The sequence below is a fragment of the Shivajiella indica genome, from assembly GCF_042683085.1.
Taxonomy (GTDB): Bacteria; Bacteroidota; Bacteroidia; order Cytophagales; family Cyclobacteriaceae; genus Shivajiella; species Shivajiella indica.
Window position 1 is genome coordinate 1,010,720 of sequence record NZ_JBHUIV010000010.1, and the last position, 20,634, is coordinate 1,031,353.

14 protein-coding genes are annotated in these 20,634 nt (G+C 40.1%); 7 read left to right on the forward strand and 7 right to left on the reverse strand.

Annotated features, from left to right (window positions below):
* Positions 1-6: 6 nt before the first annotated feature.
* On the forward strand, positions 7-879 hold the full coding sequence (locus tag ACFSKV_RS07690) for a substrate-binding domain-containing protein (protein WP_380801362.1): 873 nt from the start codon (positions 7-9) through the stop codon (positions 877-879).
* Here ACFSKV_RS07690 and ACFSKV_RS07695 read toward each other — a convergent pair.
* The 6 genes from ACFSKV_RS07695 to dnaG all read right to left on the reverse strand — a co-directional run bounded on the left by ACFSKV_RS07695 (position 833) and on the right by dnaG (position 9,020).
* A complete protein-coding gene (locus ACFSKV_RS07695) occupies positions 833-2,809 on the reverse strand; it encodes a tetratricopeptide repeat-containing sensor histidine kinase (RefSeq protein WP_380801363.1) in 1,977 nt (658 codons plus the stop codon). The two genes, ACFSKV_RS07690 and ACFSKV_RS07695, sit on opposite strands and share 47 nt — an antisense overlap.
* Positions 2,810-2,840: 31 nt before the next feature.
* Entirely contained in the window at positions 2,841-4,100 is a 1,260-nt protein-coding gene (locus ACFSKV_RS07700; RefSeq protein ID WP_380801364.1) for a S8 family serine peptidase, read from the reverse strand.
* Positions 4,101-4,232: 132 nt separating this feature from the next.
* On the reverse strand, positions 4,233-5,018 hold the full coding sequence (surE, locus tag ACFSKV_RS07705) for a 5'/3'-nucleotidase SurE (protein ID WP_380801365.1): 786 nt from the start codon (positions 5,016-5,018) through the stop codon (positions 4,233-4,235).
* A gap of 5 nt (positions 5,019-5,023) precedes the next feature.
* Positions 5,024-5,662: a hypothetical protein gene (locus tag ACFSKV_RS07710; protein ID WP_380801366.1), complete on the reverse strand. Its 639-nt coding sequence runs from the start codon at positions 5,660-5,662 to the stop codon at positions 5,024-5,026.
* Positions 5,663-5,779: 117 nt separating this feature from the next.
* The gene (locus ACFSKV_RS07715; RefSeq protein ID WP_380801367.1) at positions 5,780-6,997 is read right to left on the reverse strand and encodes a bifunctional 3,4-dihydroxy-2-butanone-4-phosphate synthase/GTP cyclohydrolase II; all 1,218 of its coding nucleotides are present in this window, start codon (positions 6,995-6,997) and stop codon (positions 5,780-5,782) included.
* An 85-nt stretch (positions 6,998-7,082) separates the two neighbouring features.
* Positions 7,083-9,020, reverse strand: coding sequence for a DNA primase (dnaG, locus tag ACFSKV_RS07720; RefSeq protein ID WP_380801368.1), 1,938 nt, complete (start codon positions 9,018-9,020; stop codon positions 7,083-7,085).
* Positions 9,021-9,351: 331 nt separating this feature from the next.
* On the opposite strand from dnaG, the gene ACFSKV_RS07725 reads away from it, so the two are divergent.
* From ACFSKV_RS07725 to ACFSKV_RS07750, 6 genes are all read left to right on the forward strand, one after another.
* Positions 9,352-10,446: an Mrp/NBP35 family ATP-binding protein gene (locus ACFSKV_RS07725; RefSeq protein ID WP_380801369.1), complete on the forward strand. Its 1,095-nt coding sequence runs from the start codon at positions 9,352-9,354 to the stop codon at positions 10,444-10,446.
* A gap of 9 nt (positions 10,447-10,455) precedes the next feature.
* Positions 10,456-10,704: a NifU family protein gene (locus ACFSKV_RS07730; protein WP_380801370.1), complete on the forward strand. Its 249-nt coding sequence runs from the start codon at positions 10,456-10,458 to the stop codon at positions 10,702-10,704.
* Positions 10,705-10,714: 10 nt separating this feature from the next.
* Complete coding sequence (locus ACFSKV_RS07735; protein WP_380801371.1) at positions 10,715-13,762, forward strand: choice-of-anchor J domain-containing protein; 3,048 nt, start codon at positions 10,715-10,717, stop codon at positions 13,760-13,762.
* Between the two features lie 171 nt (positions 13,763-13,933).
* Positions 13,934-14,698 (forward strand): PASTA domain-containing protein, encoded by a 765-nt coding sequence (locus ACFSKV_RS07740; protein ID WP_380801372.1) that lies wholly within the window; start codon positions 13,934-13,936, stop codon positions 14,696-14,698.
* Between the two features lie 43 nt (positions 14,699-14,741).
* On the forward strand, positions 14,742-16,538 hold the full coding sequence (locus ACFSKV_RS07745; protein ID WP_380801373.1) for a T9SS type A sorting domain-containing protein: 1,797 nt from the start codon (positions 14,742-14,744) through the stop codon (positions 16,536-16,538).
* A 5-nt stretch (positions 16,539-16,543) separates the two neighbouring features.
* The gene (locus ACFSKV_RS07750) at positions 16,544-16,855 is read left to right on the forward strand and encodes a rhodanese-like domain-containing protein (protein ID WP_380801374.1); all 312 of its coding nucleotides are present in this window, start codon (positions 16,544-16,546) and stop codon (positions 16,853-16,855) included.
* A 106-nt stretch (positions 16,856-16,961) separates the two neighbouring features.
* Here the strand turns inward: ACFSKV_RS07750 and ACFSKV_RS07755 are convergent.
* Positions 16,962-20,634: HYR domain-containing protein (locus ACFSKV_RS07755; protein WP_380801375.1), on the reverse strand; the 3,673-nt coding region annotated here is incomplete at its 5' end.

Below are 20,634 nucleotides of genomic sequence, written 5' to 3' on the forward strand. Positions count from 1 at the left end.
TTAAAAATGGAGAAATTAAGAATTGTTGGTGTTCCGGAACATTTTAATTTTCCTTGGGTAGAAGTCGTCAATTCCCAGCCTTTTTTGGAGGAAGGAACGATATTGGAATGGAAAGACGAACCTAAAGGTTCGGGTGCGATGAATAAAGACCTTAGGGAAGGAAAAGCTGATTTAGCTATTATTCTTACCGAAAGTTTCATAAAAGATAAAGCAGAGGGCAATCCCGCACGAATAGTTGGATGGCATGTTAAAAGTCCACTAATCTGGGGGATTCATATTTCTTCAAAGGCAAACGAAGAGAATTTAAATCAAGTGAAGAATTCCCCCTTCTTGATCAGCAGATTCGGTTCAGGTTCCCATTTGATGGCCTTCTTACTTGCCCAAAGGGAGGGATGGAACAAATCTGACCTAAAGTTTGAAGTAATCGGTGATTTGGGAGGTGCCAAACAGGCATTTGAAAGTTCTGTTCCCAAAATATTTCTCTGGGAAAAGTTTACCACCAAGCCTTTGGTTGACCAAGGGCTATTTAAGAGAATCGGAGAGATACCAACCCCTTGGCCCTGTTTTGTGATTGTTGCTTCTGATGAGATTTTGAACAAAAATCCGGAACTCATCAAAAAATTAAGGGATCTGGTATATCAAAAATCCAAGACTCTGATGCAAAATGATGCTATGCTTAAATCTATCAGCAAAAAATATGGCCTTCAAATTGAGGACATCAAGGCATGGAGAAAGCAAACTGAGTGGTGTACCGATGAAATTATTCAGGCCGAAACATTGGAAAATACTATGGCAATTTTAAATCAATTGGGATTACTTTCAAAATCAGAAATTACACCGAAACAGCTTGTTGAAGAGCGTTTAGTGAACCTGCAATAACCTGTACCCTTTTGAATTTTAAAGACACGGTGGTTCCTCTTTCTTTTTCGCTTTCGAATTCAATATCCCCGCCCATCATTTGGGTAAATTCCTTGCAGAGATTTAGCCCAAGTCCTGTACCTCTTTCATTTTCCGTACCTATGCTTGATTCAAGTAAAGAAAATTTAGCGGACCTTACTTCTTCCAATTTTTTCTGATTCATCCCAACCCCGTAATCCCGGATCATTAATGATACAGAATTGGAATCAGATTGCGTGAAAACATCAATTTTTGAATTTTTTCTTGAATATTTGATCGCATTACTGATTACATTTCTGATCACAATCGTGATCAAATCCTGGTCAACCCATACTTTTAAATCGTTTTCAATTTTTAAATTGAATGATATATCTTTTGCTTTAGCCTGTTGATCCAAAAACTCTAAACATTGGTTGATTGTGCTTTTATAGCTAACTGGACTCAAATGAACTTTGAATCCCTCCATCTGTGATCTCGACCAGCTTAGGATGTTTTCCAATGCGATATAAAGACCATCTACATTTCTTTTAAGTACATGTGAGATTTCATAAAATTCCTCTTTGGATAGATCTTTATTCTGTAAAAGACCCAATACCCCCTGTAATTGCGCAACCGGGGATTTCAGGTCATGTCCCAAGATTGAAAAAATTCTGTCTTTAAGTTTATTGGAAAGGTTTAATTCCCTGGATTGTTTTTCCAGAGCTATTTTTTGTTGATTGACTTTTTCTTGTTGAACAAAGAGGTGGGCATTGGTAGAGATTGATTTTTTATGTAGGGAAAACAGCCAGACCAAAAGAAATCCCAAAACCAAAGCTCCGAAAGTTACCATGATGCTCAGCATTTTGAAATTGTTTACCTGGACTTGCTGAAGTTCATTTTCAGCCTTCAGCATTTTCACTTCCGCATCTGTTTTTTCTACTTCAAACATTCCTGAAATCAGCGCTAACCTATCCTTATCCACACGCTCGCCAATGATCTCCACCAGATTATTGTATGCCTTTTGATTTTGGTATGCCAATGCAATATTATTCATAGATTCATATACTAATGCAAGAACCTTCAGTGTTTGGGCCAAATCATCCTGAAAATTGTTTGCAATAGCCACTTCTTTTGCCTCTTCCAATACGGCAATCGCTTTTTTTGATTCTCCTTTCAACCAATAAGCTTTGCCCAATCTGTGATTGATAGAGGTTTCAAAGTTATTTGATCTTTGATGACTACTGACTGACAGTGCATATTCATAGGTAGAAATGGCTTCATCAATTTGATTTTTCTCCATCTGAACATCCCCGATCACCCTGTAGGTAAAGCTTTTGAAAAAATTCGTACCTGCTATTTCATTATATCCCAATGCTTTATGGGCATATAACAAAGCGGAATCCAGTTGGTTTGACCTGCTGTAATTTAGGGCTATATTATTGACACTTCTTACAATCAAATAGGTATCCTCCAACTCAATCCCAATCGTATATGCCTCTTTGAATTTTTTGATTGCATCATCAAAATTCCTTTGTTGATAATAAATGGATCCAAGATTATTGAGTGACATGGCCAGTTCTTTTCTGTCATTCTTTTTTAACCCAATTAAATAGGCATCTCTTGAATTACGAAAAGCCTTTTCCCAAACTCCTGCCCGATAATAAATCCAGCCGAGATTACTTTTTGCTCTACCTAAAGCAAGGCTGTCATTCAGCGCCAAGGCAAGTTTTTCAGCTTCATTACCATATTCAAAGGCCTGGGTAATATCCAATTCTCTAAGTAAAAAAGTAATCCTATTAAGGGCATTTAATTTTTCTGATTTTTCCAAAGAGGGAACAATGGCCTTCAAACTATCCAGTTCGTAATAATCCTGGGCATAAATCCCAACATGTAGGTTAAGGAATATCAAAAAAAACAAAACTCTTTTCATCATTATTCTTGTTCAAAAGTATTTTCCAGTGCAATCAATTTGATTTTCTGAAAGCAATTGGATCTGGGTTGGGAGTAGGATAATTAAGTACAAAACCATTTGTATCTATTTCTCCAAGAACCCTTAATGCTGCAACATGGGGAGCAGCCATAGAAGTTCCGGACTCATTTCTATATCGGTTATTCGTCCAGGTGGACAAAACACCAACTCCAGGTGCTGCATATTTAATCGGGGGACCATAATGTGAGAAACCTGCAAAAAAATCACCTTGTCGGATAGCAGAAACCGTAATAGTATAGGAACCATTTACTCTTGCAGGGCTAAAGGAATACGCTGGCAATTTACTGTTTCCGGACGCAATCACCATCCATACCCTTCTTTTGTTGGAGACATTGAGCACAGCATCATCCAAAACCTGACTTGCATCAAAGCCACCAAAACTCAGATTGGCTACATCACCTGGAATTCCCCTAACACCAATATGCTCGATCCCGGCTACCAAGCCTGAATAAGTATAGGCAGCTCTTGGACCAAAGAAAACCTTAACCGGAACTACGGGCACTCCAGCTGCAACCCCAACTACACCAAAATGATTGTCCAGGGCTCCGATTGTTCCTGCCACATGGGTTCCATGCCCGTGTTCATCATTAAGGTTCCAATCCTTTCTTTTTTGATTATATGGATCAAAACCTTTATCCAAATCCACATTTAAATCCAAATGAAGAAGATCTATTCCTGTATCCACCACAAAAACACTATGACGCCCCTGGTATTTAAAAGGTCCACCTACTCTGTTTATTCCCCAAGGAACTATCTGAGTATTTTCCATCTCCTCTTCCACTTCTTTATCATTGGTCTTACTGATTCCAATTCCAAGCTCCCCTTTTCGGTCCTGCTCAATATATTTCACTTTTGGGTCATTGATAATATCATTTACTTTTGATTGATCTATCCTTGCAGAAAATCCAGATAAAGCCATAGAATAAATGTATTCAATACCATTTGGATCAATTCTATGTTTACTTAAAAAATCAGCCGCCTCCTTTCTCATTAAGGCCTGGGTACCCTCATAATCTTCCAGGTTAACTTTAAAGGAGATTTGATCTTCATTAAAAACAATTATAAATTGATTTTCTATCAGTTCTGTTTGATAATTAGGGAATGTCAATAAATTTTTCTCTTCTGGATTCAATAAATCCAAAGACTCATCATCGGCACAGGATATCAAAAAAAAGCATGATGAAATAATATAAATGCTTTTTACGATGATTTGAGCTAAAAACCTGTATTTCATAGTAATTAAGAATTAAAAACGAAGATTTAAATCTAACCAAAAAGTAAAAATATTTATTAAAAAAACGAAAAAAATTATTCAGAAATAAAGATTTTTTTTAACAAAACTTGGCAATAAAAAGTCTTAACACCATCAAAGTTCATCCCAATTCCAATCTTGGTTGATCTGGTTTATAGCATGGTGTGCAGTCAAGTCATACTGACATGGAACGATGGAAACATAATTATTGGCAATGGCCCATTCATCATTATCTTCTCCCTTATCAAAGTTTACAAAATTTCCTGCCATCCAAAAATACTTCCTTCCATTAGGATCAAACCTTTCTGAAAATTCTTCCTGCCATTTGGCATGCGCTTGCCGGCATACTTTTACTCCTTTGATGGACTCATTCCTTTTTGGGGGAAAATTAACATTAAGGGCTACCCCTTTTGCCAGTCCATTATCAAGTACTTGCTTTGAAATTTTGTAAACATATTCTTCAACATGGCTAAAATCTGCTTTTGAAGAGTAATCGCAAAGACTAAAGCCAATCGAAGGTAGTCCTTCCAGTGCCCCTTCAATAGCTGCAGACATAGTACCGGAATAAAGAACTGAAATGGAAGTATTACTTCCATGATTAATACCTGAAACCACCAAATCGGGTTGTCTGTCTTTTAATACATAATGTTTGGCCAATTTTACACAATCGGCAGGGGTTCCGCTTGATTTATAAGCCTGCACCCCTTCAAAGATATCTTCCTCGTACAACCTGAGCGTTTCACCTATGGTAATGGCATGTCCCATCCCTGATTGAGGGCTGTCTGGAGCAACAACAACAACTTCACCTATTTGCTTCATGATATTGACCAATACCCTAATTCCTTTAGAGGTAATGCCATCATCATTAGAAACCAAAATCAATGGTTTTTTTTTGGGCATAAAAATTATTTGATTTGATTGTAATAGGCCGTAATCCTCAATAAGTCTCCCCTTTTATCATGCGAGAGCCTGTTTTTTCTCATAAACAGATCTATTTCATCAGATCTATCCCCTAAAATATCGAGGAGCTCCTTTTTCTTAAGGGAATATTTTTGGATTTTTCCATCTAAAATAAAGTAATAATTAAATGCAAGTTTGTAAGCACCGCCAGTCTGAGGCCCCCATAGTGGATTCATAGTCATAGGTCCATACATCCCCATACCCCGGTTATCCAGTACTATATGCTCTCTACATAAAAGTACAATTTCATCTCCTTCAGTCAATATTTCAAAAAACACAGGAGTTTCGTAATCCCCTGTCAAAGCATAAGGCAAAGTAAAAAAAGTCCTCATTCCTCCATAAGTCTCATCAAAAATTTCAAAATGGGAAACGTTTGATGCACCAAAGGTATCAATGCTCTGATCCTGTAGCTGAACTACATTGTTTTCCAAATCGTACTTAACCAAACCCTGATAAACCTGACCATTCACAGTTACAATCTGGCCCTTATGCCATACTTGAGACGGAAATTGATTGGATTGGGCCTGGACGGTCAAGCCAAGGAGTACAAACAGGGAAGTGATATAGAATATGTGTTTAATCATCTGTCTCTTTATTCTTGAACTATATATGATAACGTCAAGAAAAGAAATTTGGTTGATATATTATTGATATTCTTTGTTGAATTTCTTAGGTCAAAATAGGAAATTTTATTTGAAAAATCACTTCTTTAGAATAGAATGTCCCAATTTGTCCCTTTTGGTCATCAGGTATTTTTCATTATGAGGATTAGGAGTAATCTCGATTGGAACCTGATCCACGATTTCAAGACCATATCCAATAAGACCGACTCTTTTTGTAGGATTATTGGAAATCAGCCTGATTTTTGATACACCAAGATCTCTTAATATCTGGGCCCCTACCCCATAATCACGTTTATCCATTGGAAATCCCAAAGCAATATTGGCCTGTACGGTATCCATACCTTGTTCCTGCAATTTGTAGGCTTTCAATTTATTGACCAGCCCTATACCCCTGCCTTCCTGATTCATATAAAGGACAATTCCTTTTCCCTCTTTTTCAACCATCTTCATGGCCTGGTGAAGCTGTGGACCACAATCACATCTACAGGAACCAAAAATATCTCCGGTAACACAGGAAGAATGAACACGCACCAGAATAGGTTCATCTTTCTCCCAGGTTCCCTTAATCAAAGCCATATGGATTTCATCCGTATTGGTCTGCCTGTAGGCAATAAGATCAAAATCCCCCCAGGTGGTAGGCATTTCAACACCGATTTCCCTTTTTATCAAGGATTCATTTTTGAGCCTGTAGGCAATTAAATCTTTGATTGAAACCAATTTCAGTTGAAATCTTTCGGCCACTTTGATCAAATCAGGTAGTCTTGCCATTGAACCGTCTTCGTTCATGATTTCTACTAAAACGCCGGCAGGATAAAAACCTGCCAGCCTTGCAAAATCTATGGCTGCTTCTGTATGTCCTGCCCTCCTCAAGACACCGCCCTTTTTTGCTTTCAAGGGAAAAATATGACCGGGTTTCCCCAATTCATGAGGATGGATTGAATCATCCACCAATGCCCTGATGGTCTTTGCTCTATCACTTGCTGAAATCCCAGTGGTACAACCATGACCTATTAAATCAACAGATACCGTAAAGGGAGTTTCATAAACTGCTGTATTATTGCCTACCATTAACTCCAGTCCCAACTGTTCACACCTGTCTTCAATCAATGGTGCGCAAATAAGACCCCTTCCATGGGTCGCCATAAAGTTGATAATTTCAGGAGTTACCGTTTCAGCAGCACAGATAAAATCCCCTTCATTTTCCCGGTCTTCGTCATCTACCACTATGATTACTTCCCCTCTTTTAATGGCTTCGACTGCATCCTCAATAGGATCAAGCTTTATTTCCTGAGACATTACTTCTTCTATTTTTCTTATTTTTGACGATGTAAAATTACATCCTTTATTGAGGAAAACAGTATTTCACAGATTAAAGTTTGGTTTAAAAACTGATCACTATCCCAAGCTGCTTGTCGATTTCTACCTGGTACTTTTTTAATTCCATGTAAATGCCCAGTCTTTCGGTGACAATATTTTCATCTGCATTTTCCTGTTCGGCTTCTTTTATTTTAACTTTGGCCTCTTCCAGCATTTTTTTGATAACTTTTTTCTTCAAATGCAGAATACTGTCATAAACGGTTTTTGCAAGATCATCAGCTTCATGATGGGTAAAAATCTGATACCTGCTCTCCCATAAAGTTGATAATTCATATTTCCTGGTGATCATATTGATCACTTCCTTTTTGACTTCTGAATCTTGATGCTGAAGGAAATATTCAGGCTGGGGCAAAACACCTTCAGCAAGGGCTGTTTTATAGATTCCCAGAATTTTGTCATAAATGGGGGTCTGAAAAGTTAAATCTACAGTCTCCTGAAGCAGGTACTGGCATACATTCAGCTCATCCGAAACCATCTCAAAGCCATAATTCACCAAAAGTCTTAACATTTCTCTTTCCTGCAATTCGATCAGAAAAGATTGGGATGTAGGTTCTTCCTTTGAAGGAATCAAGTCTTCCACAAACGTTTCTTCCTGTCTCCTTTGCTCCTTGAAAAATTGATCTTTTTGGCCTTTCAAGTAGATCTTGTTCAGCTCAGCCTGAATGATTTCTTCATCAATTTCCAATAAATGGGCTGATTGCCTGATATAAACAGACCTGATGACTGGATCAGGAATTTTGGAAATACTCTGGACCACCTGTTTGATAAGGTCTGCCTGCTTGATGGGATCATTTGCTGCTTCCTCAGCATAAAGTCCAATTTTAAAAGAAATAAAATCCTGGGCATTTTTTTCTAAATAAGAGGAAAAGGCAGAAGAACCCACTTTCCGGGCATAGCTATCGGGATCTTCCCCCTCCGGGAATACCACTGCCTTGACATTCAGCCCACCTTCCAAAATCATATCAATTCCCCTTAAAGAAGCTCTTATACCTGCCGAATCCCCATCATAAAGGACAGTCACATTGTCTGTAAATCTTTTGATCAGTTTGATCTGGTTTTCAGTCAAAGAGGTTCCGGAAGAGGCCACCACATTCTCAATCCCGGACAAATGAAGCGATATCACGTCCGTATACCCTTCTACCAGGTAACAGTTATCCTTTTCCCGGATGGATTTTTTGGCCTGAAAAATCCCGTACAGAATGTCACTCTTATGGTAAACTTCTGTTTCAGGAGAATTGATATACTTGGGTTGTTTTTTATCCTGGGTAAGGATTCTTGCGCCAAATCCTATTGGTTTTCCTCCAAGATTATGGATTGTAAAAGTAACCCTGCCCCTGAAACGGTCATAAAATCTATTGGCATCCCCTTCTTTTTGTAGGATCAGCCCTGCTTTAAGTAAAAGCTCCTCGGAATATCCTGCTGCTTTGGCTGCTTTGTGCAAGTGATCCCATCCTTCCAATGCATACCCAAGGTCAAATTTTTCAATGATGGACTGGTTAAAACCTCTTTCTTTAAAATAACTTAGCCCAATGGACTTTCCTTCTTCTGAATTCAGGTTTTGGACAAAAAAATCTTTGGCAAAATTCAAAACTATATATAGGCTTTCCCTTTCATTGAAGGCCTGTAAATCCTCTTGGCTACCTATATTGTCTTCCTCTATTTCAATCCCATATTTTTGGGCAAGATGCCGAATGGCTTCATTAAAACCTATTCCCTCTATGTCCATTACAAATTGAATAGGGTCTCCTGCTTTGCCACATCCAAAGCATTTGTAGATCTGCTTGGCAGGTGATACAGAAAAAGACGGAGATTTCTCATTGTGGAATGGACAACAGGCCCAAAGATTCTGACCCTTTTTTTTCAATGGCACATAATCATTCACGACCTCTTCAATGTCGGCCCTTTCCTTCACTTTCTCAGTTGTCGCTCTACTTATTGCCATAAAATATTACTTCCAGTCCCAAAGATAAAAAGTATTGTCTCAAAACATAAGTGTAAAAAGTTCTGAAACTATTTAGCCAAACTACAAGTTAAAGATTGTGTTGCAGTTTTTGATAAGGACATAAATGAAACTAGAATAATTTCTAAAGGGTATGTCATTTAGGATTGGTATTTTCATTTTCAGTAAGAAGTTTCAATTTGCTCTTACAACTCTTAAATAAAAACTTATTTCAAAATTGCACACATTCTGAATATTTGGTCTTAATCTTTAGAAAAGCCCTTTTTATTTAGAATATTTATAAACTAAATTGCGGGCAGGTAAAAAGGAAAAAATGGTTATCAATAAAGAAGATGTTTTAAAAGCCTTATCCAAAGTAGATGACCCTGACCTCAAAAAGGACCTGGTTACACTGGGAATGATTCAGGGTTTAAAAATTGAAGGCAATAAAATCAGTTTTAAAGTAGTTTTGACAACGCCTGCCTGCCCATTAAAGGAGGTTATTAAGAACAACTGTGTTGAAGCACTTGAGGAGGATTTAGGGAAAGGTATTGAACTGGATATTTTTATGACTTCGAACGTCACCACGGCCAGAGATAATGCCCCTCTTTTACCTAAAGTAAAAAATATTATCGCCATTGCTTCAGGGAAAGGTGGTGTTGGAAAATCCACTACTGCCAGTAATTTGGCCGTTGCGCTAGCCTCTGCAGGTGCCAAAGTGGGTTTGATTGACGCTGATATTTCAGGTCCTTCCATACCTACCATGTTCAATGTAGAAGCAGAGCAGCCGATGGTAAAACAGGAGAACGGTAAAAATGTCATTCTTCCTATCGAACAATATGGAGTAAAATTAATGTCCATAGGATTTCTTACTCCTGCAGATTCTGCGGTAGTATGGAGAGGTCCCATGGCCAGTTCTGCGTTAAAGCAGTTTATAGGTGATGTGGATTGGGGAGACCTGGACTATCTATTGATTGACCTACCTCCAGGAACATCTGACATCCACCTTACAATGGTTCAAACAGTACCAGTGACCGGGGCAGTAATTGTTACAACACCCCAGAAAGTTGCTCTTGCAGATGCCACAAAAGGACTGAGCATGTTTAAACAACCTCAAATTAATGTACCAGTTTTAGGTGTTGTTGAAAATATGGCCTATTTTACCCCAGAAGAATTACCAAACAATAAATATTACTTATTTGGTAAGGAAGGGGGGCAAAAGTTGGCAGAGAAGTTTGGAGTTCCTTTTTTAGGAGAAATTCCAATCGTTCAGAGCATTAGAGAAAGCGGTGACACCGGCTACCCTGCGGTACTTAAATCCGGTATAACCAAAGAGTCATTTTCACTATTAGCTGAAAATATTGCAAGGCAGGTTGCTATTAGAAATGCGGAAAAAAGTAAAACCGAGGTCGTTCAGGTTAATATATAAGAAACAGCAATGGAAGAACAATTTAGAGAAAGAGTAGAAAAAGCACTGGATAATATTAGGCCTTATCTTGAGGCCGATGGAGGGAATGTTAAAGTCGTTGAATTGACTTCTGACATGATTTTAAGATTGGAACTTACCGGTACCTGTAGTTCCTGTCCCATGTCCACCATGACCCTGAAAGCCGGTGTTGAGGAAGCAATCAAGAGAGATATACCAGAAATTATCAAAGTAGAGGCTGTTAATGTAGCCCTTGCTTAATGAAGTAATAATGAGAGATTCCATTTCCAAAAAAAGGATAAGTTTCAGCTTATCCTTTTTCTTGTTTTTAATTTCAAATTTTTCCATTTCCCAAACATTCTTCGGGAGAGATTTTCAGCATATCCATGATGAAAAGTGTGCTGCAGTCCATTTGGAACAAATGCAGGAAGAGGAATTGGGAATCTATGGATCTAAAGATTATTTCGAATCCTGGATTCAGGGTAAAATCAGGGAATCCAGAGAAAAACCCAAAAGTTATTTAAGGACTGCTGAAGAGGTTAGGTTAATTCCCGTGGTAGTCCATGTCATACATACCGGCACACCAATTGGGCAGGGACCAAATATTTCAAAGGAACAGATAGAATCCCAGATAAGATCTTTGAATGAAGATTATAGAAGACTTAATCCTGATGCAGCTCAAACTCCAGATGAATTTCTCAATGTAGCAGCAGATGCCCGAATTGAATTTGTTTTGGCCAAACAGGATCCCAGAGGTCTGCCTACTGACGGAATTAACAGGGTCTTGGGCCCAAAAACTTCCTATGACCCGAATGATGCTGGATTAATAGGTCAGATTGCCTTATGGCCACCGGAAGAATACATGAATATTTGGGTAGTACCTTTGGTTTCACCTCTTATTGGCTACGCTACCTTTCCTATTTCAGACCTTCCAGGTTTAAATTTTCCACCCACTGCAAGGGAAAGGGATGGGGTTACGGTTGATTACAGGTATTTTGGGTCAGGTGGGGCGGCAGTGGCCGGTTCAAAAGGAAGAACACTTACCCATGAAGTAGGGCATTTTTTTGGACTTAGACATATTTGGGGAGATGGAGACTGCTCGGTGGATGATTTTGTAGAAGATACCCCTGACCAGGACGGGCCTAATACCATCTGTCGGACGGCTCCAAGAGTGACATGTAATACCAGAGATATGGTGGAAAACTTTATGGATTATACTACAGATATATGTATGAATCTTTTCACCATTGGTCAGATAGAAAGATTTGATGCTGTCCTGGCAAATAGTCCGAGAAGGGCTTCTTTGGTCAATGGTAGAGCGACCTTAGAACCTGTTCTTCAACCCAATGATTTAAGCTTTGACCGGATCATCAATCCCCAGGATTTTCTGTGTGATCTGAATATTGTTCCTGAGATTATTGTCTTCAATGCCGGTGTAAATCAAATCACATCAGCAAGAGTTGAAATCAGAAATAACAATACTGTTTTACAGACTCTAGACTTTGCTTTAGATCTTGCTACAGGTGATCTAGACACATTAAGGTTCAATCCTATTGTATTAAATGCTGGAACAAACAGTTTTCAAGCCAACATTCTTTTGGTCAACAATAGTTCAGATCCGGTTCAGGGAAACAATTCAATTGCTTCCAATCCTCTTCTCCAACCTGAATTAAATCTTCCTTATGCATTAAATTTAAGTGAATTTGGAAATTCCTGGATAGTAGATAATCCAGACGGCTTATTGACTTGGGAAAGGTCTTCAATTAGCATTAATGGTCAAACCCAAGAGGCTATTCGGGTTCAAAATTATGAATATGATGCAGCTGGTGAACTGGATTATTTTATTTCTCCGCAGATAAATTTAACTGAATTTCCAAATGCACAATTAACTTTTAAAATGGCGCATGCACCTTATAATGCACAGGGATTCGGCGATTTCCTGTATGTGGCCATTTCTACGGATTGTGGAAACACATTTGAAATCATCAATGCACCATACAACAAAGACAGAACGTTCCTAACAACTTCAGAACCCACCCTCAATGAGTTTATTCCAACCCAAGAGGAAGAATTTAGGCGGGAAATCGTGAATTTGGCACCTTTTTCGGAATTTGGTAATGTGAGAATAGCATTTATCAACAGGAATGGTTACGGAAATAATATTTATATAAAGGATGTTGAAATCCTTACAGAGGAAACCTATAATTATAGTGTAAAACTCACCCAATTAGTTAGCCCAACTCCAATTTCGAATGGGTTAAATGAGCAAGAATCTATTGAAATCCTAAACACAGGTAACCTTCCGGTTTCAGGATTCATTTTCAGGAGAAGACGGGGAAATAGTCCTGCGCAATCTTTTGTGGCAAGAGGTACTGCTTTAAATCCTGGAGAAACCACTTTAGTGAACTTGCCAAGATCTACCAATACTGGGCTAAATCAATTGACCTATATTCTGGATTTTCCAAATTTTGACCAAAACCCAAAAACCGGGAATCAATTAACTGAATTTGTGCTGGTCAACGATGAAACCATAAGGGCTCCTTGGCGCCAATATTTTGAAAACATGATTAATATAGCCCCATGGCAAACAATTAATCCTGAAAACAACAGGACAGCTTGGGAATTATTACCCCTTCAGACCGGATCAACTTCAAGCAATGCCATCAGGCTTGCCCCAAGTTCAGGAGAAAATTCATTCTGGCTTGGATCTCCGATCTTCGATATGAGGGTAAGCACCCAGGGCGCCCTATTTTTTGACAGGGCCGCAGGATTTGTTTCTGAAAATACAATCATGAAAGTGTTGGCGTCTGCTGATGGGGGGGTAAATTATCAGGAAGTTTTCAGAAAATCTGGAAATGAACTGACTACTGTTCAATCTGAAGAAGCCAATCCAAACAATCCTGCTGAATTTGTTAGGGAATATGTGAATTTGACTGATTTTGCAGGAGAAGGGAAATCCGTTGTCAGAGTAGCTATTGTAGTTGAAGGCGGATCAGAGTCTAACAGTTCTATTTATTTGGATAATCTAGAACTGTTTTTATCCGCTAATCCTGAACCGGTCAATCCAGGGGAAAACAACACCCTTATTTATCCAAATCCATCAAGAGGTTTATTCAACGTTGCATTCAATTTGGAACGGTTTGAAACTGTTAATATCCAGATAATTTCTTCTACAGGAGCCTTGCTCCATGATATGGATTATCCCAACACCCTTAACCAAACTTACACCTTCAGTCCGGAAGTGTTCTCTAAGGGATTTTTCTTCATGAAAATAACGAGTCAATCCATTTCTCAAACCAAAAAACTGATCATCAATTGATCAATTCCTTAATAAATCCAAAAAGCCATGGAAAAAAATACCAAACCCATGGCTTTTTGGATTTTTAATTAGATTTTGGCCAATTCTTTGAGAGCATTTATCCAGATTTGATGTTTGCAAACAAATTAATTCTAACTTTATACGTTTAAGTAAAAAACACATCAGTAATTCATGAGTGACTTTAAAACCGCTGCCAAGAAAATTGGAATTCATTTGGTTTTGGTAATCGCAACAATACTTTTATTATCATTTTTGTTTTTAAAAGTATTTCTTCCCTCTTACACCAATCACGGTCAAACAGTAACTGTCCCGGATTTAGAAGGATATGAATACCATCAATTAGAATCATTTCTTTCAGCAAGGGATTTACAGTTTGAGGTAACCCCTGATAGTGGATATAACGCAGAATTGAAACCTTTCACTGTGCTGAAACAAAACCCAAGTGCAGGAAACAAGGTCAAGCAGGGCAGAAAAATTTATGTGACCCTGAATGCCAAAAACGCACCTCTTATCAAGATGCCAAATTTGGTGAATAGCCTTTTGAAAAATGCTCAGGAAACCCTAGGAAATGTGGGTTTGGTCAGGGGAGAAATAATTTATGTTCCTGATGTGGGCATCAACGTAGTTTTGGAGCAAAAATACCGGGGCAGAAATATTCCTGAAGGTTTTGAAATACCCAAAGGATCTCAGATAGATCTGGTTGTTGGTGATGGACTGGGCAATCAAATTCTGGATGTTCCCAATTTGATAGGAATGGATGAAGTAGATGCAGAATTTCTTATCTTAGGTTCGGGTCTAAGGATGGGGAGAATAAATTATGTTGAGACTGATACCGTACCAAAGGGAACCATTGTCAGACAATTGCCACCTGCCGGGGCTGAGGTAAAAACAGGTGAACCTATTGATTTATGGATATCTGAAATAAATAAAAACTGATTTGTCAATGTCAGTCAACAGAAATTCGATAATTATTTTTTTAATGATTTTGCTGTTTCAAGCAAATATTAGAATTTCTTTTGCTCAATTTCAACTCTTGCCCACTCCGGTTCCGGAAAAAAAATTAAAGGATATTTCCAAACAAGCAAGAATAAATCAGACTCCTGTTCCCCTCCCTTTTTGGGATGATTTTTCAATGGCCGGAATAGATACCAGCAAATGGATCAATGAAGGTGCTACCCAATCCTTTACGGTAGGTATTGCCCCACCAAGCTATGGCGTCCTGTTATTGGATGGGGTTGATGAAAGAGGAAGACCTTATTCGAATGTTTTGGTAGAGCAGGGAATTACAGATAAAATCTCCTCAGTTCCAATTGACCTTTCAGGTTTAAGTGATGATGAAAAAAACACGGTCTTTCTCAGTTTTTTCTGGCAGTCAGGAGGTAGAGGAGAAATGCCTGATTTCAATGATGACATCAGTTTATACTTTTTAGATACTGCCAATACCTGGATCAGTGTATGGAATACTTTTCCTGAAGAAATAATTGAATTTACTCCTGAAATCATTCCAATAACAGAACGCTTCCAACATGAAAATTTTCAATTCCGGTTTCAAATCAGTGGAAGGGCTTCGGGTCCATTTGACTCCTGGATTTTGGATTATGTTTATCTCAATAAAAACAGGAATTTAAACGACCTTTCCTTTCCAGATAGGGCATTAACGAAAAACAATGCAAGGCCATTAGGGAAATTTTCGGCTATTCCTTTATTTGAATTGAGACAAGCTACAGGCGAGATTTGGGGCAACACCGGCAATGAATTCAAAAATCTTGAAAACAGATTCCGGGCAATGGAATTTAGTGTTCTTTTAAGGGATTTGGCAAACAACTCTATAGTACGGACAATTAATAGCAATACGCCTTTCAATCCGGTACCACTTGCTAATGAACGCCGTGAATTCGACAGCAATAGTTTCAATGACATTGAATTACCTGCTCAGGAAACTGACTACGAACTCATTACTTACTTGACCTCAGGAGATAAAAATCTCTTTCAGATCATCAATGGGGATACGGTATTTTTCGAAAATTTTGATCTCAAAATAAATGATACTGTAAAAACAGTGATCCCAATCAGAGATTTTTTTGCTTATGATGATGGAAATGTGGATTATTCTGCTGGCATCAATCAAAGGAATGGGATGCTGGCCAACAGATTTGAAGTGAGCAATAGGGTATTTGTGAAAGGTATAAGCATCAATTTTACCAATTTCACTCAAGCCAATTCTATTATAGACCTTACGATTTGGAGAAATTTAGATGAAAACCCAATATATGTCAAAGAGGTGTTTATACCTGAAAAATCTAGTCTCAGTGAGTTTTCCTATTTTGAACTGGAGGAAAACATTCAGGTTGAAGATATTTTCTTTGTGGGTTTTACCCAGTTTACCAATGATTTTGTCTATGTGGGACTGGATAAAACATTCGATAATGGAAGGGAAGTTTTCTTCAATGTAACCGGTTCCTGGCAGCAAAATGAAATTGTGGAAGGATCCCTGATGATCAGGGTTCATTTGAGTGAAAGTCCAATTTTAGAACCGGAAGCCGAGATAGAATCCGGGTATAAATTGTTCCCTAACCCGGTAAACGATTGGCTGCAAATAGAAGGTGAGATTGATGGTTACACCATTTATGACCCTTATGGTCGCCAATTAAATTTACCATCGGAGACCATTGGGAAAGGTAAAATGATTAATTTTGCGGGACTTCAAAAAGGGGTATATCTGGTCAATATAATCCAGAACAATGAATCAAAATCAATTCGGGTATTAGTTCAATAAAAATTATGGAAGATATTAACGTTTCAGAGCTTCGGGAAAAATTACAGAATAAGGAAGATTTTATTTTCATAGATGTCCGCGAGGAATGGGAATATGAAGAAGATAACCTTGGGGCACAGAATATCCCATTAGGCCAATTGCCTTATCAATTGGATGAATTTGAGGAATATAAAGATAAAGAAATAGTGCTTCAATGCAGATCCGGTGCCAGAAGTGGAAATGCCAAAAAATTCATGGAAACAAGGGGCTTTACCAAAGTCAGAAACCTCTTAGGCGGCATCTTGGCTTACAGGCAAATGGAGGAAGATGAACTCTGAAATTAACATTCTTAAAACCTAAGGTCACCTACATCTTGCCTTTAGATTAGTAAAAACCCACCCCTTTCCGGAGTGGGTTTTTACTATGAAAAGATCTAGTTTTTAACTATTGCTTGACCAATCTACCCTGTAGGTACTGGTTATTGACTTTTACCACTACGTTATAGAGGCCGTTGCTGAGTTGATCCAGATCGATATTGCGAGCGAAACTTTCTTTCTGGAAGGATTCCTCGGTAAAGACCAGTCTGCCCGCAGCATCAAAGATCCGTATTTCCACATTGGATTCCTGTGCCAGGTTGACCAGAATATTGGTTTCCCTGTTGGCAGGATTCGGATAGATCAGTATGCTGTTTGGTGTAATCTCCCTGAAGAGGCTTATCTCACGGCTGATGGTCTGCCCTACCCTGTCGGTACTGTATACTTTCACCGAAGCAGTGGCCGGTGGCATTCCCTTCCCTTTCCAGATCAGGGCATTTCCTTCCAGATGGAGTTCAGGATGTTCCTCCATGCGGTAAATATGGATATCATCCAATGGATCCAGAGTATTGAACCTTCCAATCACAGAACCTGAATCAAGTTCAGCTAACAGGATATTATTGCTTAAGCTGATATCCAATGGCAGGGATTTCTCTTCCACCCTCACTTTGAATTCATTGACCTGAGCTTTTGCCTGGGCATAGTAATATTTCACGGTATAGATTCCTGGTTGTATTGGGTCATAATCCGATTTGTCAAAGACAACTTCAAGTTCATCCATTACCTTCTTGCCCACTTCTTTACGCTGCAACCTTATTACTACTTCGAATTCGGTATTCCAAGGAACAGTCAAATCATTCAGTTCAATAGGTTCAAATCTGCCTCTGCCAGGCCTGTTGTTGTTTATCCTTATGGTCAGATTGACAGTCCTTTCCCCAATATTTTCGCTCTGATCAGTGGCACGCAATACGATGGGATAAGTTCCTGCAGTACTGTAAACCGTTCCCGGATCAGGAATCTGGATATATTCAGCTACCGAACAGTTGTCTGTGGCCGGCGCAGTTGACCTAAAATCAGGCAAGATATAAGTCTGTCCTCCATTAAGGGTTACATTGATTCTTGAAATGTTTCCAATGCTTGGAGCTGTCTGATCTAGAACTGTAACTTTGAATTGGGCTTCCCCTACATTTCCATTTCCGTCCGTAACTCTGAAGGTAACCATCTGTTCTCCTAAATCCTCACAGCCGAAGCTTATTTTATCGACCTCTATGGTACTAATCCTATTGGAACAATTGGAGAAAGAACCGTCATCTACTTGGTTCACGCTAAGGGTAGCATTTCCATTCCGATCAAGAACCAGAACCACATCCCTTGCCCTAGCTACCACGCATTCCGGAGCTGACAATACAACCACAGTAATGATGGCTGAACCTGAACTTTGGTTACCGGCAATGTCGGTGACAGTAAGGATTACCGTATTTTCCCCTTCGTCTGCATCGGAGAACAAAGTTTGGCTCAGCGTTCTGGAAGCAATTCCGCAATTGTCGCTCGAGCCGTTGTCTACTTCATCCAGGGTCAAGGTGTAGGTACTTCCAGCTTCTATTTCAATCAGTACATTTCTGGTCTGTACATTTGGAACTTCATTATCACTTACGATTACCTCAAAGCTGCAGGTTGCTGTATTTCCTGCCGCATCGGTAGCAGTATAGGTTACCACTGTGGTGCCCACAGGGAAGAAGCTTCCCGGCTCAAAATTGCTGGTGAGGTTAACCAAACCGCTGTTGTCGGTTGCAGTCGGTGCTGTCCAGTTCACGATGGCCCCGCAGCTTCCCGCATCGTTGGATACGGAGATATTCGCAGGACAATTGCTGATGACCGGATCTTCGGTATCGGCACTTTCGGTCACGGTCACCGTGAAGCTGCAGTCGGCGGTATTGCCCGAAGGGTCGGTGGCCCTGTAGGTCACAGTCGTGGTACCCAACGGGAACACCGCTCCGCTGACAGGTCCACTGATCAACTGTACGCTAGGCGTGCCGCAGTTGTCGGTGGCAATAGGCAGAGCATAGCTCACCGCTGTTCCGCTTTCCCCGAAGGCGACGGTGGTGCTGATATTGGCAGGACAGGTGATCACCGGAGCTTCGGTGTCGGTTACGGTGACGGTCTGGGTTACTTCCGTGGCTGCATTGCCATTCACATCACTCACATTCCATTTAATCGTGGTTACACCCACAGGATACGGATCGGTCAATGGCAGTCCGTCACTTCGTACTCCTACCGGATCACCCACCGAACAGTTGTCCGTTGCACTAGCGGTTACTTCCAAAATTGCAGAGCAAAGTCCTGTTTCTGCATCCACATTTTTATCGCCATTGGTTGTAATCACCGGAGCTTGGGTATCGGTCACCGTAATTGTCTGAACCACCTCATCGGCCGCATTGCCATTAACATCACTCACATTCCAAGTAATCGTGGTCACACCCACAGGATATGGATTTGTCAGAGCTAGGCCGTCACTTCGTACTCCTACCGGATCACCCACCGAACAGTTGTCCGTTGCACTGGCGGTTACTTCTACAATTGCAGAGCAAAGTCCTGCTTCGGCATCGATGTTCTGGTTGCCGTTGGTGGTTATCACCGGAACCTGAGTATCAGTTACCCTGATAGTTTGAGTTACCTCTGCGGCTGCATTGCCATTCACATCACTCACATTCCATGTAATCGTAGTCTCGCCCACAGGATATGGATCGGTCAGAGCCAGACCATCACTTCGTACTCCCGTTGGTTCTCCCACAGAACAGTTGTCAGTCGCAGTGGCAGTTACTTCTACAATTGCAGAGCAAAGTCCTGTTTCAGCATCCACAGCTTGATCGCCATTGGTTGTAATCACCGGAGCTTGGGTATCCGCTACCGTAATTGTTTGAACCACTTCAGCTGCCGCATTGCCATTCACATCAGTTACATTCCAAGTAATCGTGGTGATACCCACAGGATATGGATCGGTCAATTCCAAACCGTCACTTCGGACTCCTGTTGGTTCTCCCACCGAACAGTTGTCAGTAGCACTGGCGGTTACTTCTACAATTGCAGAGCAAAGTCCTGCTTCAGCATCCACAGCCTGATCGCCATTGGTTGTAATCTCTGGAACTTGCGTTTCAGTTACTGTAATGGTCTGAACCACCTCAGCGGCTGCATTGCCATTCACATCGGTTACGTTCCAAGTAATCGTGGTTACACCCACAGGATACGGATCAGTCAATGGCAGTCCGTCACTTCTTATTCCTGTTGGTTCTCCCACCGAACAGTTGTCGGTTGCAATGGCAGTAACTTCCACTGTTGCTTCGCACAAGCCTTCAGCTGCATCCACAGCTTGATCGCCGTTGCTTGTAATCAATGGAGCTTGGGTATCAGTCACCGTAATGGTCTGGACCACCTCAGCAGCTGCAATGCCATTAACATCAGATACGTTCCATTTTATCGTGGTCACGCCCACAGGATACGGATCGGTCAATGTCAAGCCGTCACTTCTTATTCCTGTTGGTTCTTCAACCGAACAGTTGTCAGTAGCATTGGCAGACACTTCCACTATGGCTTCGCATAAGCCTTCGGCTGCATCCACAGCCTGATCGCCATTGGTTGTAATCTCTGGAACTTGCGTATCAGTCACTGTAATGGTCTGAACCACCTCAGCGGCTGCATTGCCATTCACATCTGTTACGTTCCAAGTAATCGTGGTTACACCCACAGAATACGGATCGGTCAATGCCAAGCCGTCACTTCTTATTCCTGTTGGTTCTCCAACCGAA